This is a genomic window from Vibrio sp. R11-SG3-ISO9 (assembly GCF_059834255.1).
This window is the reverse complement of the sequence record NZ_JCBDGU010000057.1, coordinates 254,626-276,697: the sequence shown is the minus strand read 5'-3', so window position 1 is coordinate 276,697 and position 22,072 is coordinate 254,626. Positions and strand designations below refer to the sequence as shown.

The 22,072-nt window shown below is 42.1% G+C and carries 31 protein-coding genes and 2 pseudogenes; 11 read left to right on the top strand and 22 right to left on the bottom strand.

Features of this window, described 5'->3' with window-relative positions; genetic code table 11:
* From AC6R05_RS24555 to AC6R05_RS24465, 19 genes and pseudogenes are all read right to left on the bottom strand, one after another.
* Nucleotides 1-272 (bottom strand): annotated as a pseudogene (locus AC6R05_RS24555) (D-2-hydroxyacid dehydrogenase family protein); the annotation flags it as partial.
* 16 nt (nucleotides 273-288) lie between these two features.
* Nucleotides 289-1,083, bottom strand: coding sequence for a phosphotransferase family protein (locus AC6R05_RS24550; protein ID WP_500649024.1), 795 nt, complete (start codon nucleotides 1,081-1,083; stop codon nucleotides 289-291).
* A gap of 61 nt (nucleotides 1,084-1,144) precedes the next feature.
* Nucleotides 1,145-1,570: a bifunctional diaminohydroxyphosphoribosylaminopyrimidine deaminase/5-amino-6-(5-phosphoribosylamino)uracil reductase RibD gene (locus tag AC6R05_RS24545; protein ID WP_500649023.1), complete on the bottom strand. Its 426-nt coding sequence runs from the start codon at nucleotides 1,568-1,570 to the stop codon at nucleotides 1,145-1,147.
* 115 nt (nucleotides 1,571-1,685) lie between these two features.
* Nucleotides 1,686-2,183, bottom strand: coding sequence for a GNAT family N-acetyltransferase (locus AC6R05_RS24540; protein ID WP_500649022.1), 498 nt, complete (start codon nucleotides 2,181-2,183; stop codon nucleotides 1,686-1,688).
* A gap of 69 nt (nucleotides 2,184-2,252) precedes the next feature.
* Nucleotides 2,253-2,624, bottom strand: a complete 372-nt coding sequence (locus AC6R05_RS24535) for a VOC family protein (RefSeq protein WP_500649021.1) — start codon at nucleotides 2,622-2,624, stop codon at nucleotides 2,253-2,255.
* A gap of 81 nt (nucleotides 2,625-2,705) precedes the next feature.
* A complete protein-coding gene (locus AC6R05_RS24530; protein WP_500649020.1) occupies nucleotides 2,706-3,242 on the bottom strand; it encodes a GNAT family N-acetyltransferase in 537 nt (178 codons plus the stop codon).
* The gene (locus tag AC6R05_RS24525; protein ID WP_500649035.1) at nucleotides 3,235-3,798 is read right to left on the bottom strand and encodes a nucleotidyltransferase family protein; all 564 of its coding nucleotides are present in this window, start codon (nucleotides 3,796-3,798) and stop codon (nucleotides 3,235-3,237) included. The genes AC6R05_RS24530 and AC6R05_RS24525 overlap by 8 nt, the downstream gene beginning before the upstream one ends.
* A gap of 39 nt (nucleotides 3,799-3,837) precedes the next feature.
* The gene (locus tag AC6R05_RS24520; RefSeq protein ID WP_500649019.1) at nucleotides 3,838-4,431 is read right to left on the bottom strand and encodes a class I SAM-dependent methyltransferase; all 594 of its coding nucleotides are present in this window, start codon (nucleotides 4,429-4,431) and stop codon (nucleotides 3,838-3,840) included.
* 5 nt (nucleotides 4,432-4,436) lie between these two features.
* A complete protein-coding gene (locus AC6R05_RS24515; protein ID WP_500649018.1) occupies nucleotides 4,437-4,835 on the bottom strand; it encodes an ACT domain-containing protein in 399 nt (132 codons plus the stop codon).
* 28 nt (nucleotides 4,836-4,863) lie between these two features.
* A complete protein-coding gene (gene cutA, locus AC6R05_RS24510) occupies nucleotides 4,864-5,187 on the bottom strand; it encodes a divalent cation tolerance protein CutA (RefSeq protein ID WP_500649017.1) in 324 nt (107 codons plus the stop codon).
* A 64-nt stretch (nucleotides 5,188-5,251) separates the two neighbouring features.
* The gene (locus AC6R05_RS24505; RefSeq protein ID WP_500649016.1) at nucleotides 5,252-5,767 is read right to left on the bottom strand and encodes a P-loop NTPase family protein; all 516 of its coding nucleotides are present in this window, start codon (nucleotides 5,765-5,767) and stop codon (nucleotides 5,252-5,254) included.
* 241 nt (nucleotides 5,768-6,008) lie between these two features.
* On the bottom strand, nucleotides 6,009-6,458 hold the full coding sequence (locus tag AC6R05_RS24500) for a YHS domain-containing (seleno)protein (protein WP_500649015.1): 450 nt from the start codon (nucleotides 6,456-6,458) through the stop codon (nucleotides 6,009-6,011).
* A gap of 75 nt (nucleotides 6,459-6,533) precedes the next feature.
* Nucleotides 6,534-6,956, bottom strand: a complete 423-nt coding sequence (locus AC6R05_RS24495) for a lysozyme inhibitor LprI family protein (protein WP_500649014.1) — start codon at nucleotides 6,954-6,956, stop codon at nucleotides 6,534-6,536.
* An 18-nt stretch (nucleotides 6,957-6,974) separates the two neighbouring features.
* Entirely contained in the window at nucleotides 6,975-7,454 is a 480-nt protein-coding gene (locus AC6R05_RS24490; protein WP_500649013.1) for a GNAT family N-acetyltransferase, read from the bottom strand.
* 35 nt (nucleotides 7,455-7,489) lie between these two features.
* Nucleotides 7,490-7,903 carry a VOC family protein gene (locus tag AC6R05_RS24485; protein ID WP_152471061.1) on the bottom strand — a complete coding sequence of 138 codons (414 nt, stop codon included), beginning with the start codon at nucleotides 7,901-7,903 and terminating at the stop codon, nucleotides 7,490-7,492.
* A 112-nt stretch (nucleotides 7,904-8,015) separates the two neighbouring features.
* On the bottom strand, nucleotides 8,016-8,597 hold the full coding sequence (locus AC6R05_RS24480; RefSeq protein ID WP_500649034.1) for an HD domain-containing protein: 582 nt from the start codon (nucleotides 8,595-8,597) through the stop codon (nucleotides 8,016-8,018).
* 71 nt (nucleotides 8,598-8,668) lie between these two features.
* Nucleotides 8,669-9,433, bottom strand: coding sequence for a carbon-nitrogen hydrolase family protein (locus AC6R05_RS24475; protein WP_500649012.1), 765 nt, complete (start codon nucleotides 9,431-9,433; stop codon nucleotides 8,669-8,671).
* Nucleotides 9,434-9,502: 69 nt separating this feature from the next.
* On the bottom strand, nucleotides 9,503-9,898 hold the full coding sequence (locus tag AC6R05_RS24470; protein WP_500649011.1) for a DUF3465 domain-containing protein: 396 nt from the start codon (nucleotides 9,896-9,898) through the stop codon (nucleotides 9,503-9,505).
* A gap of 127 nt (nucleotides 9,899-10,025) precedes the next feature.
* Complete coding sequence (locus AC6R05_RS24465) at nucleotides 10,026-10,793, bottom strand: nucleotidyltransferase domain-containing protein (RefSeq protein ID WP_500649010.1); 768 nt, start codon at nucleotides 10,791-10,793, stop codon at nucleotides 10,026-10,028.
* 216 nt (nucleotides 10,794-11,009) lie between these two features.
* Between AC6R05_RS24465 and AC6R05_RS24460 the strand changes: the two genes are divergently transcribed.
* The 6 genes and pseudogenes from AC6R05_RS24460 (at nucleotide 11,010) to AC6R05_RS24435 (ending at nucleotide 14,831) form a co-directional block, all read left to right on the top strand.
* On the top strand, nucleotides 11,010-11,393 hold the full coding sequence (locus tag AC6R05_RS24460) for a LysR family transcriptional regulator (RefSeq protein ID WP_500649009.1): 384 nt from the start codon (nucleotides 11,010-11,012) through the stop codon (nucleotides 11,391-11,393).
* 93 nt (nucleotides 11,394-11,486) lie between these two features.
* Nucleotides 11,487-11,660, top strand: coding sequence for a hypothetical protein (locus tag AC6R05_RS24455; RefSeq protein ID WP_500649008.1), 174 nt, complete (start codon nucleotides 11,487-11,489; stop codon nucleotides 11,658-11,660).
* Nucleotides 11,661-11,672: 12 nt separating this feature from the next.
* A pseudogene (locus tag AC6R05_RS24450) lies at nucleotides 11,673-11,909 on the top strand (LysR substrate-binding domain-containing protein); the annotation flags it as partial.
* 306 nt (nucleotides 11,910-12,215) lie between these two features.
* The gene (locus AC6R05_RS24445) at nucleotides 12,216-12,962 is read left to right on the top strand and encodes a DUF4272 domain-containing protein (protein WP_500649007.1); all 747 of its coding nucleotides are present in this window, start codon (nucleotides 12,216-12,218) and stop codon (nucleotides 12,960-12,962) included.
* A gap of 400 nt (nucleotides 12,963-13,362) precedes the next feature.
* A complete protein-coding gene (locus AC6R05_RS24440; RefSeq protein WP_500649006.1) occupies nucleotides 13,363-13,779 on the top strand; it encodes an Imm70 family immunity protein in 417 nt (138 codons plus the stop codon).
* A gap of 107 nt (nucleotides 13,780-13,886) precedes the next feature.
* Nucleotides 13,887-14,831 carry a hypothetical protein gene (locus tag AC6R05_RS24435; RefSeq protein WP_500649005.1) on the top strand — a complete coding sequence of 315 codons (945 nt, stop codon included), beginning with the start codon at nucleotides 13,887-13,889 and terminating at the stop codon, nucleotides 14,829-14,831.
* A gap of 566 nt (nucleotides 14,832-15,397) precedes the next feature.
* On the opposite strand, the gene AC6R05_RS24430 is transcribed toward AC6R05_RS24435, so the two are convergent.
* Nucleotides 15,398-16,210, bottom strand: a complete 813-nt coding sequence (locus AC6R05_RS24430; RefSeq protein WP_500649004.1) for a tetratricopeptide repeat protein — start codon at nucleotides 16,208-16,210, stop codon at nucleotides 15,398-15,400.
* Between the two features lie 1,265 nt (nucleotides 16,211-17,475).
* Here AC6R05_RS24430 and AC6R05_RS24425 point away from each other — a divergent pair.
* The 3 genes from AC6R05_RS24425 to AC6R05_RS24415 all read left to right on the top strand — a co-directional run bounded on the left by AC6R05_RS24425 (nucleotide 17,476) and on the right by AC6R05_RS24415 (nucleotide 19,136).
* Nucleotides 17,476-17,700 (top strand): hypothetical protein, encoded by a 225-nt coding sequence (locus AC6R05_RS24425; protein ID WP_500649003.1) that lies wholly within the window; start codon nucleotides 17,476-17,478, stop codon nucleotides 17,698-17,700.
* Nucleotides 17,701-17,778: 78 nt separating this feature from the next.
* Nucleotides 17,779-18,651 (top strand): protein-ADP-ribose hydrolase, encoded by an 873-nt coding sequence (locus AC6R05_RS24420; protein WP_500649002.1) that lies wholly within the window; start codon nucleotides 17,779-17,781, stop codon nucleotides 18,649-18,651.
* Nucleotides 18,648-19,136, top strand: coding sequence for an SIR2 family NAD-dependent protein deacylase (locus AC6R05_RS24415; RefSeq protein WP_500649001.1), 489 nt, complete (start codon nucleotides 18,648-18,650; stop codon nucleotides 19,134-19,136). Before AC6R05_RS24420 ends, AC6R05_RS24415 begins: the two co-directional genes overlap by 4 nt.
* Before the next feature lie 190 nt (nucleotides 19,137-19,326).
* Here AC6R05_RS24415 and AC6R05_RS24410 read toward each other — a convergent pair whose 3' ends face one another.
* Both AC6R05_RS24410 and AC6R05_RS24405 read right to left on the bottom strand, forming a co-directional pair.
* Nucleotides 19,327-19,764 (bottom strand): hypothetical protein, encoded by a 438-nt coding sequence (locus AC6R05_RS24410; protein ID WP_500649000.1) that lies wholly within the window; start codon nucleotides 19,762-19,764, stop codon nucleotides 19,327-19,329.
* 342 nt (nucleotides 19,765-20,106) lie between these two features.
* On the bottom strand, nucleotides 20,107-21,012 hold the full coding sequence (locus AC6R05_RS24405; RefSeq protein ID WP_500648999.1) for a LysR family transcriptional regulator: 906 nt from the start codon (nucleotides 21,010-21,012) through the stop codon (nucleotides 20,107-20,109).
* A gap of 140 nt (nucleotides 21,013-21,152) precedes the next feature.
* Here AC6R05_RS24405 and AC6R05_RS24400 point away from each other — a divergent pair, with 140 nt between their 5' ends.
* On the top strand, nucleotides 21,153-21,449 hold the full coding sequence (locus tag AC6R05_RS24400) for a putative quinol monooxygenase (RefSeq protein ID WP_500648998.1): 297 nt from the start codon (nucleotides 21,153-21,155) through the stop codon (nucleotides 21,447-21,449).
* Between the two features lie 8 nt (nucleotides 21,450-21,457).
* On the top strand, nucleotides 21,458-21,889 hold the full coding sequence (locus tag AC6R05_RS24395; protein ID WP_500648997.1) for a lipocalin-like domain-containing protein: 432 nt from the start codon (nucleotides 21,458-21,460) through the stop codon (nucleotides 21,887-21,889).
* Nucleotides 21,890-22,072: the final 183 nt, after the last annotated feature.

Sequence of the window (22,072 nt, the reverse complement as noted above, 5' to 3'; positions counted from 1 at the left end):
CCGTATTTTTCGCAAAGCTGCACATCGATATGATTGCTCACCTTGCCCGTTTGACTGATCACTTCAAGGTTCGGGAGTTTAGATAAGAGCGATTCCGTTATCTGGGTACGTTCTCGAATCAGAACTAGAGCTTGGACATTCGCCAACTTCTCAACCAATTCTTGTTCTGAGTAAGTCTCATTAAAGACTGTGACATCCAGCCCTTCTAACAAACCAAAACAATCAAGATCTCGAACTGCGTTTTGGTAATCATCCAATACTGCTATTTTCACGGTTTTCTCCTTGTCGTTATAATTCTTTTTCTACTAACGCTAGCCACTGAGGGATGTGGTTTTGATACCACTGTATATATTTTGATGCTTGAGCACTGTTTCTAGGAGTTGGACTACTTTTTGAGGTTAGGATGTTTACCACGTCTACGATGATCCAACACTTAGCAATAATCAGGTGCCTTACAAGCTCCGGTTGAGGAATAGCCGCACTGTGTTGGCAATAGCGCTCCACCAGCGCTTGATAAGACTGCGGGGTTCCTAGCCCTTTAACTAAAGGCGCCAAGTCAATCGCAGGGCTGCCAAAACCAAACCTTTCCCAATCGAACAACACCAAATCGCCGTTAGTTCTGACGCCCCAGTTGCCGTCATTGGTGTCACCGGAAATCAAACCTGAACGTTCGAACACAACGCCTGATTTTGCTTGTATAGCTAAAATTGAAGATTCGACAATATTAGGCAGCTGCAAACTTTCGAAAGCTTGTTCCGTTGCACTAACAGTCCAGGCATGCTCTTTTAAATCAAAAGTGGGGATGTAAGTCGAGTTATGAATGGAAGCTAACTGCTTAAACGTTTGATCGTGAGCGACGAGTTCATCAAGGGAAATGCTGTGAGGGATGTACTCAATGAGAAGATCATTATCAGATATCCCCAGCAGCTTTGGGGCGTTCACTCCCGATAAAAAGTGAGAGGCAGTTTGATAAAAGTTCACCTCCACTTGAGAGGCTTGCTGTTTACGGATGCATTGAACACCATCAAGGCATTCCAAGGAAACTTTAGCCGCTCCCATCTGTGCTAGATCTTGTTTGGTCATCTTTGCTTAGCACTCCCTGCTAATCGATCATATTTGAACAGTCTCTATTGATATTGATGCCCTAAGACTGATTGAGATAAGGCCCGAGATGAGCAGCAACCTGTTGTGTGCACACACCGATGACAACATCGACACCAGCCTGTTTCAATATCTCAATTCCACGTCCGTTATTTCGAGGATCTGGGTCCAACATACCCACGACGACTTTCTTTATTCCAAACTGCGCTAAAGTGCGCGCGCAAGCAGGTGTGCGACCTACGAATGAGCATGGTTCTAATGTAACATAGGCAGTCACACCTTCTGCCGAACCTTGATAAGCGTTTAGAGCTTCAACTTCGGCATGATTACCACCCACGGCTTGTGTGTAACCTTCAGCAACAATCTTGTCATTTTTAACTAGAACGCAACCTACAGGCGGGTTAGGGATACACATCGGCAAGGCTTGCTTAGAAATCTCAAGCGCTCTTAGCATGAATGTTTCGTCCATTAGATTCTGCACCTCTCAGTATTCAAATCACTCTCGATGAAAGCTAATCTAACACATTGAGTTGCAATTAAAATCTCGACTTTCCCTTTTTAACCAACTTCGAATCGACATCGAATTATTCGTTAAATATCTTTTCTAACCACATCGAGCTTATGTACTCACCGTTCTTCTTTGCATATTCATTAAAGACGCCCACTTCTCTAAAACCAAAACGCTTATGTAGCGCTATTGAAGCCTCATTCGGCAAAGCGACACCTGACAAAACCCGATGAACACCATGAGCTTGGATAGCGCTGAATAGCTTCTCATAAAGCTTGGAACCAACCCCTTTCCCTTGAATGAACGGCGCCAGATAAACCGTCACCTCTGCAGTTTCATCAAAGGCAGCCATTGCTCTGTATGGCTGGGAGCAAGCGAACCCTATAAGTTTACCGTTATCGATCGCTACATAGATTTGATGCCTGCTATCTGGCTTAAACTGGGAGAACCACTCCAATCGATTGTCTAGTGACAGCGGGGACTCCTCAAAGCGAGCATTAGAATGTTCAATGTAATAATTGAAAATATCCGTAATGCTCGAAACATCAGCTAACTGCCCTGTTCTGATTTCCATTGTCGCTACTTCTTACTTTTTAATTTATGGTGCTTATTTTGAAACTATGTCCATGGCGAAGTTTCTTTATTACTGCATGAATACAGCCTCTAACTTGTTCCCATCAGGATCTCGCACAAACGCCGCATAGTAAGTTTCACCATATTCGGGTCTGGGGCCAGGCTGTCCTTCACATTGCCCTCCTAGCTCAAGAGCAGTTTTATAGAAACGCATAACTGCGTCTTTGGATGGTGCATTCAATGCGACATGCACACCATTACCCGACGTCGCCTTACCTTCAATTGGATACCCTATCCAAAACTCAAAACGTTCACCGTAAGCGGCGGCGGCATTCTCAATATAATGCGTTCGATTTATAGAGAGAGTCTCAAGAACAGCATCGTAGAAGGAAACGGCTTTCTCGAGGTCTGAAATACCGATAGAGATATGATTTAAGATCATCGTGTACTACTCCTTTTTTAGGATAGGATACACAACAACACTGTATATAAAAACAGTATCAGTAAATTATCTGAACTTTAGTTAAAAATCACACCACTCACTGTGCAGCACAGCCATAATAACAGTGTCCCACCACTGCCCTTTAAAGAAACGATGTTCGTTTAAGTGCGCCTCTTTACGCATGCCTAAACGACGGCAAAGGTTTATCGCAGCCAAGTTTCGGCTGATAGTCTCAGCATAAATACGATGAACACCCAATTCTTTAAAACCGAAGTCAGCGAGCTTAAATGCCGCTTCTTGAGCGAACTGACTTCCTTGTGAAGCTCGAGAGAAAGCACAACCCATAGACGCTTGTCGATTTTGTTCTAATCGCAAACAAACCGTACCTATAAACTCATTGGTACTCTTAAGTTCAACAGCGAGTTGATAAGCTTGCCTTGGGCTTTCAGTTGACTGAGCCACAAATAGTTCAGTGAGCTGCCTATATTTGTTTGGATCACAATCATTTTCATCATAGAAACGTTGATACTTGACATCTTGAGACATAGCAACAAAAGCATCTTGATCATCGAGTGTCATGTCTCTCAGAATTAGTCGCTCTGTTTCCAATTTAAACATTTTGCGACTCCTTTGCATTGCCATAAACCACTTTGAGCGAGGGCCATAAGACGAGCCAATTCTTCGCGTATACGCGTTGATCAAATAACGAACGCGGTCTTTTCGGATTGTAAGTGATGCGTCCATTGAATAGAGATTCAAAACCGAAGGCGGACACACATTCGTAATCGTTGTCTTCCGTGACTCTAACACCTACAGCCGTTTCTTTTTCAGGCCAGTAGCTCATAGCATCGAGGGTGCTTTGGTATGGTTGGTCGTTATTTCTGTGATGCATCAAAGCTTGGTTGCGAACCTGCCAATTAAGCTGTGGCATTTGTGTCTTGAGCCAAGCCTCATGCTTAAAACAGGCATTGAGGTCCACTTCATCATCATCGAAATAAACAACGTCAATATCATTCAAAGGTGTTGGCTTAGTCTTGTTGTGCAGGGAGTCCCAAACCAAATTTCGTAGAAATCCCGCAGCAATGTAGCACTGAGGCAGTTCTAACCTCTTAACACAGTGCAAAGCTTCTACTCGCATTGGATCTTGTTTCAAAAGGTGAACGATTTTATTCATATCTTTTAAGTTATTTAAACTCATAAACCTATGTTTAAATTAGCGTTTCACCGCGACAACTGAATAGGTGTGCCAGTGTTTCATTCGTCCCAATGCAGTTGTTGCCATCTCATCCCTTTCATGAAACCTCAGAACTTCAAAACTGGAGAATAAATCGCGCACTTCGGATTCTGTAAAAGAAGACGTTGGGCTTCGGTAGTGGGTTGCCCAAGTATCTTTAACGCCCATGAAATCGCCGGCAAAAACACCGCCAATTTCAATACACGCGACGATCTTATGCCACACAGATTCAAACTGAGAAGGGTCAGCGAAAAACAAGCTAGAGTTCGCGATTACAATCCCAGCTTTCGGATATTGGAATTGTTCGAATGAAGCGTTAGTAACCTCGACTAAAGGGTTATCAGCAAATCGCTCTTCACATATCTCAATCGAGTCAGAATTAACATCAAAGCCATATACTCGGTAGCCATGCTGACTCAAAAAATCCATATCACTGCCCACGCCACAACCGCAATCAATTACTACCTTTAATGTCGATTGATTAAGTGAACAGACAAATTCAGTCCGCTTTAAGTGTGGTTTAGCGAGTGCTTTCTCATAATAGCTGCGCCAAATCTCGGTGTTAGTATCCATGCCCATCACTCAGCAGAAAACTCTTCCAGTGCCAATAGCGCAGCAGTGGCTTTATCCTGTTGTACAAAAATATGGTCGTGATAGTACGCTGCAATCACGTTAGCGCTGATCCCTTTAGACGCGAGCTTAGAGGCGACAGCTGCAGTAAGCCCAACCGCATCCAGACTGGAATGAACGGTTAAGGTGATCTGCTGGTAGATACCTTCAAATGCCAAACCTGCTTCCTCGGCTCGAGACTTTTCAAGGACCAGAGTAAGTCCTTCTGATTCGATGAACGTGGCTACAGGCGCTAAATTGACATAATCCGCTAAAGCGCCAGAAGTCGTGCAGAACACAAACTCTGTTGGCATTAACTTAGGGCGCATAGAGCGCAAAAGTTCATCTAGATCGGTGATTCCTGACATAAATACAGTCCTTGTTTCAGTATCGAGTCTAATTAAATTCGTGATTGTAGAGTGGGAGAATATTAATAGCGGGCTCTTCATAAGGGTGCACCGCTCGCACAGCATCGAGTGCCGCTTGAACGCGCTCCTTTTTACAGCGAACGTCTATACGAACCTCTTCGCCAAAGTTGATTTCACCTTTTGAGCCCGTGACTGGCTTAGCTTTTGAATTTGGGCGCCAAAATCCCGATATTTTCACAATCGAGATGACACTGTCATAGTTGCCCACAACCCCAGCGCCCGCAGAGTTCAGAGCATCACGAATTGCAATAATCTCTGAATCTGGGGCGTATATTTCAAGTTTGAATTCCATCTTTACTCCATTGACAGACAGTTCAAAGTATCAATCTATTCAACCAATTAACACCAGCCCATCGTTATTGTGAGAGTTGAGTAAGTAGATTATCGAGTTCGGCTGTGCTCTTAACAACATGCAGTTGTTTACCTTCTGAGATATGAGACAGTCGAGACATAAACTCATCATTCCAAAACCCAGGGCAGAGTTTAAGCATCTTGTAGCTATTGAGCGTACCTTTGATGACTGAGCTGCCATCTGGCCACCCTTCTGGTTTTACGAACAACCCTTTCAGACAGCGCTTAGTAACGAACCAGTAGCTGACAAAATAAGGCAAATCGATATAGATAAGGGTATCTGCAGACTCTAAGCGCTGATGGAATGCACCAAGAGGGCCAAGTCCATCGATGATCCACGTGTCTTCATTCAAGATCTTGTCATGAGCTTGGTTAAAAACGTCTTTGGAAACTGGCTCGCCATTCGCTTGATAAACGATAGAATCCAGTTGATGTAACGGTACACCTGCTGATCGGCTTAATGCTTTGCTGAAGGTAGATTTGCCACTACCGGGCTTACCAAAAACGGCGACTTTTTTCATGTGAGTTCCTCCAAGAACACGGCCCGGAAGATAGAAAAAGAAAACCCACCTTACCGGGTGGGTTAGCTTTTCTCAGTACAACAAAATCCCCACCATTCCTATAGAATGATGATAATTCGTTGGTTGAGTGTTGTTCGATTACATTTCATACAGCCAATGTCATATAAATCTGAGCAAGTGTCAATTGAATTTATAAACTCAGGTGATGATTAGTTGTTTCAGAAATCGAAATTGGGTTCATTTACTCATTCAGCAATCTTGGCCAATTGGCGTCGGCGTTTGCAATGTTGCCAGCGATATCACCCTGCCAAGTTTGTTGTACCGATTTACTGTAATTTAGGTAAAGCTTGCCATCGACGATATTCCAAGCTCGCGGGTCTATTTTGGCGGTATAACCTTTACTCACCGCCCAAGCACAGTATCCGCCGTATTGAGGGGCGTATTGTTCAGGGTCCGCTTTGAATAAATCGAGATGTCGTTGTGAGGAAAATCGCCATTCAGCACCATTCCATTCGTAGCGGTAATTATCGCTTCCTTCCACAGCTTTACTTTGAGTGAAGTACGCTACGGGATCGTAACCTCGGATCGCTTTGCCGAAAAAGTCACTGTATACCGGTTCAAGAGCAAAAGACGGGGCGGCAATCCCCAACCCAAAGACAAGTGTTAGAACAATTTTGGCAAGATACTTCATAACGTTTCTCCTCATGTTATCTATAAAGAGAGGGGAAACACGGCAAAAATTTCAGATGCACAAACCAAGAATGCACTAATCGTTGCTAACCTTTGGCTCAGGTAAAACGGGCGGTGTGCTGTCCATATAAGTTAAGAAATTGGCCCAGACTTGATGTGTTCGCTCTTTGGTTAGCTCAGTTTTACAAGAAAGCGCCATAACCCCACGAATAGAGCCATCTCGCCATTGCGTGTAGACAGCGTCACAATGAGAGTTCATATAAGTCGACCAATCTGTCTGCGCTCGCTTAATTGCTTCCACCAAGGTTGGATCTTCAGCATTATGTTCAAAGCTTGCTTGAAGATAAGTCTCTAATTGCTCTTCAGCGGTTCGTAACTCTATCGCTGCACATTGATTGATCTCTAAGGTATTCATTGCGTTCTCACAATCGATTTCATCTTGTTGAGCGAGCGCAGCAATCGGTAACATCGCCAAAGCGACGAGTAACACAGCTTTCATTTGATGTTCCTAAAGTTATTAATTGTAGTGTTTTTCCATTAGCAACAAATCCCACAACTCACCATCAAAACTGCGTGTTCCAGACTCACGAGATGTCACCACGAAACCAAGAGATTCATAGCACCCTTTAGCAACGACATTTCGCTCAAACACAGCCAGCGTTAAGATCTGTGCCTTGTATTCGACTCGAGCTTTGTCGATGAGCTGTTTAAGCATGATCTTCGCCAACCCCTGTCCGCGAAAATCATTCGAGACAAATACACGGCAAATACGATATTGAGAATCTGACACTTTGAACAACTCAACATAACCTGCTTCCTCTCCATTTGAAATGAAGATAAATGGCAGCACCTCGGGTTTCACGCAATGGTGTTCGAGTTGATTTTGGTCTAATGGAAAATCAAAATTCGGACCGCCCCACTGATAGTTGAGCCGTTCTGAATCTATCCAAAGAATCAGGGTATCGTAGTCTTCCTGTCTAAATTTTCTAAGTTCCATCTCTACCTCCTGATTGCGGTCGACGGTTATGCCCGCTAGTTTCCGCTTCGATTTAGCTGCAGCAAATCCCACTTATTTCCGTACAGATCCTGAAACACAACCACAGTTCCATACTCTTCAACTCTAGGCTCTTCGTTAAACCTCACACCCTTGGCTTTCATGGATTCATAATCACGCCAAAAGTCGTTGGTTTGAAGAAACAAAAACACGCGACCACCCGTTTGGTTACCGATGGCTTGTGTTTGAGATTCGGTACTCGCTTGAGCAAGCAAAAGGTTGGTACCGTTAGAATTGGGCGGAGCGACCTGTACCCAGCGTTTACCACCGCCTAAATCGGTATCTTCAACTAACGTAAATTGAAGTTTCTGCGTATAGAACTCAATGGCGTCGTCATAGTTTTCGACAACAAGGGCGATGTTTCCGATTTGCTGTTGCACTGGTTTCATCATGGCGGCCTCTAAACTTAAAACACCGATTCTACATGACTCAACCCCTTAGGAAAGCTCACAATGACATTCATAGGAGAATGGTTGTGCTTAACCGAAGAACTAACTGGGATGATTAGGTTAGAATTCCATCGACGATAGCTTGTTGTAGTTTAGCTTCGACGCCTTTCCATATCTTCTCTCCACCAGCTGATATTCTTTGCTGGTTGAAGTTGAGAACCTTCTCTTTGGGAATATGATGCTTCTTCCAACCGTAGCCATCATCATTGATGTTGTGGAGAAGCGGAGGGATACGATCGATGGCTTTTGCATATTTTGCATCGGCACTTTCACCAAGTTCAAATTCTTCCCACAGTGCCAAATATTCTTCACCTTGTCGGTTTGGCAGCATATCGAGCACTCGTTTGACGCCATTCCACTCTTTATTCTTTTGCTCTACAGTTTCTGACTCATAAACGATTTTGTCGCCAGCATCGATCTCGCCTAGATCGTGAATCAACAGCATTTTGATCACGCGATCGATGTTAATGGCCTCGTCAGCGTAGTCTTTTAACATCAGAGCACTAATACACACATGCCAACTGTGCTCGCCAGAGTTCTCATGCCGCTTCAAGCCAACCGGTCTCGATTTTCTCAATACTCCTTTTAGCTTTTCAATTTCGACCATGAAATCGAGGATTTGGGTAACTTCTTTCAACATGTGACTCCTATCTTCTAGAGAATAAACCCTATATTCAACAACGGATGCGCACCAAACCAATTTGCGAGTTACGCCAAAGCAGTGTCCTTAACGCAACGAGCTTCAATGTTGTCGTTATCAATTGTACATAGAACCAAGCACTCCTCTTTAGAGTTCGCCAAAGTTGCACGATTACCGCTAGCTCCCCATATCGAGTTTTTGCCACATGTATCCCAGCCTCCAGTCACCGATATATGGTTACTTAGCAGCACAGGTAGGTTATGTGTAGAAGCAATATCAGACAATAATTTAGAATCTGGTTCGAAACCCATTTCAGAGATGAGTGCACTCACCAAATACACGTCAGCACCCATTGTTTTGGCTCTTGTAGAGTGTAGCGGCTCAATAAAATCAGCACAGATAGCCAGCGCAATCTGATTACCCTTTAGTTTAAAATGATAATCTCGCTCTCCTCGTGAGCAATATATCTCTTCACCAGAATGCAGATATTGCTTGGAGTAATACTCAACCTTACCATCGGGGAAACAAATCGCAGAGCCAATGGTTGGTTTGGAAGATCCTGAAGTGTTCAGAGGGCAGCCAGCAATCACAACAATCTCGTGTGTTACCGCAGCTTGTGACAGCTCTGTGAACGCAGAAGGTTGTGGGTCAAACGCCAAATCAGAAGCAAGTTCAAGCTCATAGCCAGTAAGAGAAAGCTCAGGGAATACCACAACATCTGCGCTCTGCTGAGAAGATCGCTCAATAGCACTGATGTGGTGCTTCAAGTTCGTCGATACGTCGCCTTTGGTAACAGGTATCTGTGGTAAGCTGATAGTAATACTACTTTTCAAGTTTTCTCCTCCCATATCATTTAAGAACAATCCATTTAAGCTGCCTTTGTCGGCATCAATCTAGCGAATTTACTCGTAAATCTTGCCTTGGTGTTTGAGCCATCCGTGGGCATGTCGATTTCCAGGATCTCGATGTGTCCAGTGAATCACGCCACCCTTCTCGTTCCATTCATACTCGCCATAAAACTGAACGGCATCACCAACTTTTAAATTTGGAATACGTGGTGCCAAATCGATATTGTGCGCGACCAGCAATGTCTGTCGACTGTCCAAACGTAGTATGAACTTCTGATGTCTAGAGCCGATATTATCGTCAGGAAGTACTCTTGATACGGTCCCTGAACCTTGGAGCTGAAAGTCGCTTTGGTGGTTTTGGTATGCTTGCTTGAGTTGCTGATCGTTCGCTTGAACATTGATGGAGCAAGCTGCCAATAGCGCTAACAGTAAAGCAGAAATCCTTTTCATAATGTTCTCTCCTAAATCAATATCGCTGAAGAGTATAGAAAACCATCAATGAGCTCCAGAATGGGCACTTCACGTTTTGATTTAGCGCACAATGAAATTGCCAAGAGTCATGATTCAGATGAAGCGCTTAAGTCGCCACTTCATTAATCTTGCCACTTAATCGCTGGTAGAGTTCTAACGCATCTGCTTTGGATGTGAGCTTTCCCCGTGCAAATAAGTACGCGAGTTCAATATCGTCTTGTTGGTCTTGGTAATGCTCTTTCGCCGCTTGAGCGCATTGAGCTAAATCGACACACCAACTCCCGTCTTTTTCTGCGATAAAATAGTACGCTGCCCTTACTAACTTCTTGCCGATGATCTTCGCAACCGCTTTGTCGTCCATTTTAGAGAAGCTATCAGCCATTTGACCTAAGAACGCGGGTAGATCCCCATTTAGAGCAAGAGCTATCTCTAACTTAGGCTGATGCTTAACGAATGAAATCGCTCTGTCATTACCCCATACACAGCAACAACAATGTTTAAGCCAAAACTGCCAATGGTAAAGCTCTTCTGGTTTTTGAATGGTATTGAGATAACCCGGATCGATATCGATCTTACTGATCTCAGGGTGACGATTGGGAATTGCAGTGCTTAGCTCTTGGAATATCCGCTTTGCTGATTCTGTGATTAGTGTATTGAGAATAATAGAGACATCAAGATCTGAACGACCTACGACAGCCGTACCTCTTGGGACGCTTCCATACAAATAAATTCCATCAATTTGCTCTGGAAATCGTTGAGTCAGTTGCTGCACCACACTGTCGACGACGGGTTTAAACTCGGGTTGAATCTTATCAACCGAATAATCATTGCGGATAAAGCCCAACTCATCGAGCCCTGTATCTTCGTTATGCATAAATTCCTTATCATTCAACGATGTGTATGGTGCGATAAGCATACTCTACAAATCACCAAATTCGGACACTAGTTTGTACATCACTGAGCTTTTTTTAAATTGCCAAACGACATAAAGATAAAAATTAAAAGTGGCACCACTTATAACCATAAGTTTAAAATTGTTCTATACAGTTACTCTTATCGTCAGTATGTCGACATGCTTAGGAGCCTATCTATGTTGCCTTCTCAACTCCCCTTATTTATTTGTTCAGCCCAAGAAGGAAGCTTTTCTGCGGCTGGGCGTAAGCTAGGTATCTCTGCTGCAGCGGTAAGTAAGGGCGTCGCTGCACTTGAAAAACACGCGGGCGTTCGACTTTTCCATCGTAATACACGTCAGTTTTCATTAACTGAAGATGGCGCTGCTCTGCACCATCGAGTTGAGCCATTGATTTCAGAAATCGAAGAGAGCATGGATAGCTTAACGGAGCAGAATCGAAACCCATCAGGCGAGTTACGAGTTAATCTGCCAGACAGTTTTGGCCGCAAGTTCATCATGCCTCATATTGCCGAGTTCATGACTCTTTATCCGGATAATCGAATTAGATATTGTACTGAGTGACAACGTTCTTGATGTAGTCGATAAGGGTTTTGATGTGAGTGTTGGTAACCACATCAATGAAGACAGTCGTCTAGTAGCAAGAACAATCTATCGATGCAAAGTGGGCTTTTTGCGAGCAAAGGTTACGTTGAGAAGTTCGGTGAACCAAAATCGATTGAAGAACTGAAGCAACACAACGCCATCATCTACCACCCGCTGTCCAGCGGTAGGCTTTTTACTTGGCCACTACGCGAAACATCGTCAAATAAGGACGATGAACACATCTAATTCACGCCACAAGGAAAGCTATCTCTATCTAATATCAGCGCTGCAAAAGTCGTGATGATGCAAGATCTAGGTATCGTCTATATGGGCAAATGGCACGTAAAAGAAGAGCTCGAAAAACAAGAAGTTGTTCCGATATTAGAGTCGGCTTGGCCTGGTGCTAAACCAGTTTGGATTTACTATTCATCCAGAGAGAATCTTCCCAAGCCGACACGCCTATTCATCGACTTCATTGTTGATAAACTCAGGTAGCGAAGTAGCTACACAGGTTGCTCTAGCCAGTGTGGCCTAAAAACAAGCTCCCCACCCTTCTCGGCTTTAGTTGCTAGTGAGTCCCTGTCTATGACTATAAAAACCACCACCATCACCTATTCACTTGTTTTATAGCTGTAGATCACTGTTTATAAACCATAATTTTTATAAATATTGTCTCAAGAAGGAACTAGACATACAGTCCCCGCAACTAGATATAAAGACTATCTATCTAAGGTTGCGTTTTGAGCATTCAAACGAGCCAGCCTGTTTCAAATATTAAGTGAAGAGAATTCAAGACCTCCTATGAAAAAGTTACTACTGATGCTCGCGCTTGGTTGTGTAATGGATGTAAATGCCTCTGATATAAATGAAAGAAGAGAGCACATTGAACAGATGGAATCTAAAATATCCATCTCATCTGCAAAGAGAAAAGTTAGATCTGAGCAAATCCTGAGCAAATACGACGTCCCAATTAATAAAAACCTTCCATATATCGAGGATGAACACGAGGCTTTAGTAAGGAGTACAGAAGAGATTGCCAAAAGAGCTATCGCTTTACTTACAGTAGCCGTGAAAGCACATGGAGTGAATCAAGAAGGCATAGATGGAATAGTTGAAACTTATGATCTAGAGAGTGTGCTGTCGCCAAATGAAGTCAAATTTATTAACGATGAGTCGCCTTCCGAATATGATACAACCCAATTTATCTGGAGATATGAAGCAGCTTGGGTTCTTCTATGGGCTTTAGGCTATGTTGAAGAGTTATCCTATCCAAGCACTATCTGTGATGTGAATGCAGCTATTGCGTTTGTTGACCAAAGGTCTACAGAACAGTTCATCTCCGACGCTAAATTAAGACCAATTAGCGAAATCCTCGATGAGACCGATCTTATCTACCGTTATCACTGGGCAGTAGTAGACGCTCGTATCAATGGACGGCCAACTCCCTCAGAGATTAATTCAAGTGTCGTCTTAGAAAGGCACTACACCTTGAATTGGCTCGTCGGTTATATGGGCCAAAAATGGGATGATGTATCAACAGACACGTAACAGGTTGCGGTGTTTGACACGTTAAGCTGACACTTTTAGTGCAACGATTTGTTGCACTAATTGGTCAAAGTCGAAAAGGCCCTAAACCTCGTTAGATAAAATGCCCTACACGGTTTATTAAGTTTGTATGTCTTTTAAGTATGGAAAGTGGCATGTTTTATTGAGTTTTTGGTTTCGTTTAGTCGATGGCTAGTTTTTTAAGTTGTGGTTTCTTAATGGTTCTATGACTTTCATACCTTGGATAACACGCTTGCGGTTTTTTTATCTAAGGGCAGCATGCACATCTCGTTGTATTTTCTTTAATTTTTAGTGATTTAGGATAAGTTAGTCGAAAATTGGGTAGATGGAAAAACGCGACTGCCCATGACTAAAGAATGTTAACACCCTATAGGGATCAAGAATGTCAGTAGGAATCAAAGTAGGGAGTATTACTGATGAAATCGGCACATCTGATTTCTTCCATGCTTTCTTCAGTACTATAGGTAGCAATCTAGAGAGTGAAGGCTGGGCTAGCCGGTTTCCTGTTTTACTGGGCAAGCTGTATCAAGGTAATCTTGACGCAAGTTTAGCTAAATCAGCTCTATTAGAGTTGTATCAAATTCAAAGTGAATTGGCTACCTTTAAGCCTGAGAAAGCAGTTTGGGACATCGAAAACCCAAAGAAGCATCCTCCGTGGGGTAGTAATATCTCTTTGGAAATCAATTCATTAGCAAATTACTTTGTCACACCCACGGGGCGCGACTTAATTTCCACTCTAATAGAGGCACTTGAAGATGCGGCATCAAGTAATAAGCCAGTTGCAATCGTTCAGTGCTAGCGAGTCAAAAGCACGCGGATTTGGTATTGCTGCCACCTTTTTCGCTTACGCAAAAAGCCACCAACCTCACCAAGTCGGTGTTTAGACGTTAGGCATTCGGAGGTGAGATGAAATCAATAAATGAAAAGCAAGTAATATACTTTATTATTCCTTATATTTTCCTCAATACAACGATAATATCATTGTGTTCTTTTTTACTGTATTTAGTTGGTGAATTTAGGAACCCTATCGGTCTGAGCTTTGCTATATATATGAGCGCAGTTTTTATCGTTTACTTCACCCTTTTTAAATTAACTGTATCTAGGTTGCCAGATGTTTCAGAAAAACAAACTAGCGAAGGGATTAAGAAAAGACCTCAAGCATTATTCCCGATAATGGTTGGGGTTGTTTGTTCGTTGTTAGCCACAGATGCCATTGAATTGTATACACAGTACCCAATAAGGATAACCCAGATATCTGACATTGAGAAATATCCAAACGAAGAGTACTTTTACGTCGACAGTATCAAACGCTTACCGAGCAATATGGAAGTTTTTTACTATCTGACGACAAAACAGTCGAATAGAGGACCATTACAATACAATATAAAGTACTTTCGGGGTGGAAATTTGGAAGGTATGCCTGATACCTACTTTTTTTCGTCAGATGTATACTCTGTTGGTACGGAGTATACATCAAGTAGTATTCTTGAAAGGTCTAAATTTGCACTCTCTAAAGAGAATGAGAAATTTAGTAATTTCCTTGAGCAAGGTGGCTATATAAAGCGTATATCTAGTTTTCAAAGAGAACTAATTAATAGCAAGGTCCATGACATATCGAAATCTAATTGGTTTAAGGCAGCCAGTCACTTTGGCGTAGTACAGGACCCCAATACTGAATCAAAAGAAAATGGGTTATATATATTAGCTCTTGCATTATTGTCATCAATCACCTCTATTTCAACAATATTTCTCCCTACGTGCTCCAATTCTTTACGATTAATAGAGCAAGAAAAAGGGTATTTCAATAGGATATTTAAACATAAATTATACAAACACATCACTCGGAGTTAAGTGTGTATAAAATATTCGAGCATTTTGGCAAATCGCAATTTACACATAACAAGCATTTAAGGTTTCAAAGTATTTTTCTAATCTGATCGAAAGGCGCAGGGCAATAAATCTAAAACATTTTTGTCCAGAACCTTCACAGGTGGCACTTCGTAAATCGTGCTTTTGTTCTAAATGATTTTTGCCCCAAAGTTCGTTAGAACAAATGCTCTGCACAGTTTATTAAGTTTAAATGTTGTTTAAGTATAGAAAGTGGCATGTCTTATTGAGTGCTTGGTCTCACTTTATCGATGGTTGATTTTTTAAAATTTTGTTTATTAATGATTTTATTCTTTCCCCATCTTGGAACTTCAAACATTAGCCATATCGCCCTGTGGATTCATGGGGCATTTATGTCAAATCCACCTTAGCACATCCAAAGAGTAATTCTGTAGTAGGCAGTAAAAGAGACGCTTTTATTCAAAAAGCTAATTTAGGTAGAAAAGAAAGGTTCTATTTAATCTGGCAGTGTCAAGCTAAAAACTTGAAGGCTACCAGATTAGATTCGTGTTGATAAAATTGATTGTTACTTATTTACCTCTAAACCCATCAACTATCGAATCGAAAACTGCCTGATATGTTTCTGTGCCAATTAAGTCAGGTCGTGTTTTCGATAATAACGATAATGTGATTTTTGCATTTTCATAGTCTTTTAGTGCTACATTAGACATCGCTAGTACGTACATTGCGCTTTCATCCTCAGCGACTTTTTTATCCATTTCAAAAGCTATATATATCGATTTTCTCGCTTCTTCGTACCTATCTAAATTGAAGTATGATTTTCCTAGCAAAGAAAATGCTAACGATGTTTGTTGTAAGTTAATTGAATTTTCAAGGTGCAATATTGCGTCGGGATAATCTTCCAAAATAAAGTATATAGAGCCTAAATTGAGATATACAGAATAATTCACATTACCAACTTCAACCACCTCTTTTAAAATGCTCATAGCCTTAGTTAACAGGTCAAATTCAACTTCTCTATTTTCTACATATTGAGACTGAGTCATGTACAGTTGAGATAAATCATTAAGATATTCCGGATTCATCTTGGATGCATTTCTAAACGCAATCTCCGCCTTGGCGAAATCCCGGCTCGCAAGATAAATATAGCCCAACTGCCTTTCGTAATATCCGTCGTGTGCGCTGCAATTGTTTTTAAGCTCTTTCCACTCAATCAAATAGTCAGTCGGGTTGTTTTCTAAGTCACTTAAACTAACTTCTTCCCAAAATGAAGCACAACTACTATTGGCAGTCTCTCCGGATCCAGCCATCCCATCGAAGGAAAACAATGAAAATATAAAAACTCCAGTTACTAATGAATTTGATAATAAATGACTTCCCACTGCCACGCTTCCCAATAATTATTTACGTTATTTATCGTCTTCTGTATCCAATCTACACTAGGTTTCAGAATCGTTGTATTGTTGTACCATTTTTCAGGTGATGTATATAGTTGGTTGATACTTTGATAGTTCGGTGTTAGATCGAAGTTGACCTTTGTTCTTGTACCAACACCAAGCGTCGTACCCAACTCAATAGCCCACGTATATCCAACTTTGTCAAAGTGAAGCCAGCGCCAGCTTGAGCGCCAATGCCCCCATGAGCATCGATTCCACTTCGACTCTGAACTTTCGTAGACACGTGCCAGAAGGCAATATAGTTTGATCGAGTCCAATAATGTCTGTTATGCATCCTTGAAAGTGTAACATCTGTGTAAATAGTTAATATCTACGGTTGTAAGGGTGAACTGAACTAAAGCATAGCTCTTATAGAGGTATTGCTTTCTATGCTGATTGGAATTTAACAGAGGCGATGTTGCCAAACTCATTTCTGCCCAAAACTTGCTAGACGGATAGCAAAAGAGACTGATTTTTCAGAACTCGCCTTCGTTTCTCATCACCAGCAAAGTCTGACCATTGATAATAATAAGTGGTTGCAAATCAACCATTGCTTTGTTTGTGAAATTGGAGAAAGATGACAATACAGCGATTTATAGGAGGTGGTGTTATGACTTTAGTTCTTACCGTTCTTATTTTCCTAAGTTGTATTGCGATGCTCGCAATTGGTGTGATGTTTTCACGTAGGCCGATCAAAGGCGGAGGTTGTTGCAAAGCGTCCGATGTTGCGGATGTGGGCGCACGTAAAAGGCCGCCCCGCAAGGATACATAGAATTCCAGCACAAGAAAGTCCAGACAGCGGCTTAGCCTTGGCGTAAGCACTCTACGCATGGGTAAAGCACCAAACTTCTTATGTCACCGCCTTAAGGGCACAGTGCATACTCACCTTGCTTCTCAACATTTTCAATACAGGCTTTTCCTTAGACGAAATGCCTGTTCTCCCTATATTCTTTCAACGTCTATGATTTTTGAAAAGCCGCTAACAAACTTTTGTCCAAAACCTTTCTAGAGCCCAACAATTCCCACCATTTCCACCACATACCAAACCTTCCACTCCAGTTTCATGACATTAATCAGTTTTCTTATTAAATACTCGCTGTCAGCTTTTACATTCGGTTGAAAGACAAATAACCACACTCCTTCTACTGTCTTTTGGCGAAATCAAGATAATTACTCTTAGAGATTTCAACAATTCATCGAAAGTATGTTCTATGAAAAAAGCGACCGTTATCTTAGCTCATCCACGAATGAGCAGTTCTTATGCAAATAAAGAGATCATTCGCCAAATTGATCGACAAATGCCCGAAGTCGAGGTGCGTGATATCGCCTCTCTGTATCCCGACTTTCAGGTTGATGTGCAAGCCGCGCTGTTCAATTGCGCGGCTTTCACTCCCTCACCCTTTCGAACACTTTTTTTATTGTTTTGGTTTAAATAGATTCAACTCATTACCCACTACTAGGTTAAAAGTGCAGAGTTAGAATAGAACCTAAGCAATCAATACTGTGGATGTGATATGCACTTAAAACATTACTCTAAGCAGATCAATCTCTTTGAGCTTTGGTCACCAGAATATAAAGAAACCATCAAGCTTGATCAGGTCATTGAGCAGCTGTCTAATGACCAAGCTTTGGCGGCTTACGTAAAAGCTCACCCAGCCCCAATCGTTTCTGTTGATCAGAAAGAAGAGTGGGTAAAAACCATGCTTACACTGCGCCCGGCCGGTTACCATAACGAGTCTCTTTTTAGAGCAATCGATAGTTGGTGTATTCAGAAAAACAGTGCTAAGCCAAGTGTCGACGTATCTGACTTACCTGTAACTAAACGCCACAGTTGCGGGACCAAACTAATCACATGGCAGGGCGATATCACAATCTTGCAAGCCGAAGCCATCGTCAATGCCGCTAACTCACAGATGCAAGGGTGTTTTCAGCCGTTTCATGCGTGCATCGACAATGCTATACACACCGCTGCAGGTCCAAGACTTCGAGAAGATTGCCATACCATTATCCAACTCCAGGGTGAGGATGAGATAACGGGGACAGCCAAACTCACTCGTGGTTACAACCTACCAAGCCGTTATGTTTTACACACTGTGGGACCCATCATCCATCGAGGTGCTCCATTGACCAATGGTGACAGACAAGCTTTGGCTGATTGCTATAACAGTTGTTTGGATCTTGCTTTAGAGCATGGTGAGATTGAGTCAGTGGCGTTTTGTGCGATTTCTACGGGCGTATTTGGCTTCCCAAAGGAGGAAGCTGCAGAAATTGCCATCAACACGATTAACGCGTGTCTAAGTCGCCATAACCACAAGATTAAACACATTGTTTTCAACACATTTGATGAGCAGACAACAGAACTTTATCAGAAAGGATTGGCATTATGATTGTGGATACTCAGTTAATCCAGATGCGTAGTCTTATTGATGAGTCAGACGCAATTCTAGTTGGTGCTGGTGCGGGAATGTCGATCCCTGCTGGCATTGACCTTGATGATCGTGAAGCGTTCAAGAAGAACTATCCTGCGATGACTCAGTACGGTTTTGAGTATGGATATCAATTATTGGGATATCCCTATCAAGATGACAAACTTAGATGGGGATACCTCTCTGCAAGTTTAATGGATAGTGCGCGCTTGGGGCGTAATGAGACTTACCAGAACCTTAAGACCGTCTTAGCTGATAAAAACCATTTCATTATGACAACGAATGTCGATCGTCTGTTCTACAAAAATGGCTTTGATGGCGACAAGATTTATACGCCTCAGGGTGACTCTTTCTTGTTCCAGTGCAAAACGCCTTGTTCTCAAGACGTATGGGATACTTCGCCATTGCTTGAAGAGATGGAACAGCAGATAGACCCAGAAGAATAGAACTTCAATTGGTGATCAAAAAATTGAATAAGCGCACTAGAATTGGCTGATAATTAACGGAGATTAGTGAGCCTGATTCGAAAAGAATTAGTACAAGTTTGACAACAAAGCTCTGGGGATTTTCATACAACCTCAAGGTATTCAAATTCCTTAAACAGCCATGTTAAGTTCTACAGCGTGGTCTCCTTGTTTACGAATTATCAACAAATCCTCTCATTGTCACAGAGCAACGTGTAGATAAATCAACTTTCTCTGCCTTAACGCGATAGCTGCCCTGTGAAATCTTATCCCAAAGCAGGTAGCTGTGCACCTCTCCATTCAGCGCATTCAATGTAATATAATGCTCATCACTGGCCCCCCAAATTCTTAATTTAAATGTGTTGCTAGTTGCAGTCGGAATCCGATTTTGTTGTTTATAGGACGATAGACAGGCCATTCCTACATCGCCTAAATACCCAGAATATATCAAGTCTTTAGATTCTGTAATTTCAATCATTGATCGGGGGGTTATGTCTTTGATAAGCACTTCATAGTAATGGGGAGTATATGGGTTGTAAAATAACGTTGCTAACACAAGACTAACTATTCCCGTTAGTATAATTATTGAGTGGTTTTTGGGGTTCTTCATCCTGTATATATCTTATTAACCGTTCAAACATTTCTCTTGGTGTGCATGAAAGTTCCGCAGTTTAAATTGAAGGTTAAATTAATTTTCCGTGGCCAACATGATTAAGATGATGTTACTTGTCGCACCAATTTTTTACAACTATATTCTCCTTTATACTTTTTTGTTATTGATGACTTGCTGATTTAGAAAAGACAATGGTAAACAATTATTTAAGAACATATCAGGTTTAATTTCTACTTTTGGCTATTTCAAGTTTAAACTGCCCACAGCCTTCCATCACGAGCTGTACCTAATTTAATTTTTAAATATCGGAAGTTATTAGAAAGCCAGGCTGTAGGCATTTTATGAAAATGAAATCTGCCGTTTTAGTTCATCGATAACCAACTCAACCGCTTTAGTTTTTGTCTTCGTCGGGTACACCAAGTAAATCCCTTCATCACTCGCAATTTCAATCTCAGGTAAAAGCTCAATGAGCTCTCCACTTTCTAAGTGTTCTTGAATCATAAACGTTGGGAAGATGCCGTACCTACTGCCCCTTAATACACTTTGTACGATCAACTCAGCGTCACTTAGCAGTAAGTTGCTTTCCAAGCGGTGCGACCGAATCACGCCTTCCGAATCGTAATAAGAGAACTGCTTATTGGAGTGTTCTTGTCGTGCGTAGAGCACCGAAGGTAGCGAGGAAAGATCATCAAGAAACTGTGGCACACCGTGTTGAGCAATAAAGCTTGGCGTGGCGACGAGCTTAAAGCTAAAACTGTGTAGCTTCTGCGCAACAAGATTGGTATCTCTTGGTTTCCATACCCTAAGCGACAAATCAAAGCGTTGCTTAATCAAATCGACCTGATCATCGTTAAGCTCAAATTCGATTGTCAGTTTGCTAAATTGGTCACTTATCTTCTCTAACACAGGAAACACATATCGCCTGCCGAGGTAATAACCGCAAGTGACTCGAACTGTACCCTGTATCGTCTCTTGTTCGAGATTGGCCGATTCAACAATATTTTGAGACAACGCTTTGATTTTACATGCATCTTGATACGTCGCGTTACCCAATGAGGTTAATGATAGCGAGCGCGTTGAACGATTAAACAGCACGCTCCCCAACCCTTGTTCTAACTTTTTTATCTGGCGACTGATGTATGCAACATCTGTATCTCTCATGTTCGCAGCTGCGGTGAAACTGCCAGCGTCAACAACATCGACAAACACCATCAGTAGTTTCAAGTCTAGGTTTGTTTCACTCATCACTTTGCCTATTGCCTATATGTACAAAAGTATTTTGTGTGTTGTTGTATTTATTGTCAAAAGATTCACCCGTAAATTCGTTTGTATCCATTGGAGCAAAGCAATGCTCACTTAAAGCAACTGTCTACTGGGAGAACCTCATGATTGTCAATACAGTAAAAGGCCAAGTAAAACCTGAATTCAAAGAAAAGTTCATCGCTCACATGGCAGAACTTGCTGAAACAGTCAGAGCAGAAAAGGGGTGTATTGCCTACGACTTGAACGTCGATACAGAAAACGAATTAGTGCTCTTTCTTTTTGAAAAGTGGGAAAGCAAAGAAGATATTCTTGCACACCTAGCAACAGAACACATGCAGTCTCACCTTGCTGAAGCGCAGCCATGGTTCGACTCACTAGAGATGGAAACATTTGAAGCAACCAAGTTTGATCTGTTTTGAGGTAGACAATGGACAAAGCACTTATCGGTACATGGGCATTAAAAAGGTTTACGCTCACCAGTGACAATGGTGACGATGTCTTATTGCCATTTGGTGAGAAACCCAGCGGCCAGCTTATTTACACCGAAGACGGTTTTATGAGTGTGGCTCTGCACACTAGTGAGCGCGAAGCTTTTTCGTCCGATGACATTTTATCTGGTAGCGAGCAGGAATTCGTCTTAGCGATGAAAACATACAGTTCCTATGCGGGCCGGGTGGTTGTCAAAGAGAAAGGTAAGCTACAACACGTGATTGAGCATTCCCTATTTCCTAACTGGGTTGGCCATTCAGAAGAACGAGAATACAGCGTAGAAGGTAACGAACTCACGCTGAAGACACCTCCATTCTTCATTGCGGGAGCAGAGAGAGTTGGCGTCGTAATCTTCGAAAAGCGGAATTGATATGAGGTGAATAATTAGTATCGAGGGCATTAAAGCATGGCCCGCGTCTAGCCAAATAACTTAACCTTTCAAATTTGTCTAAGGGAAGCAAACACCCGCTTCCCTTGAGTATCCCAAATACGTGTCATGGATACGCTGAAGCACCGATTTTATTTTCCTATTGATATACAGAATTGGCCTTCC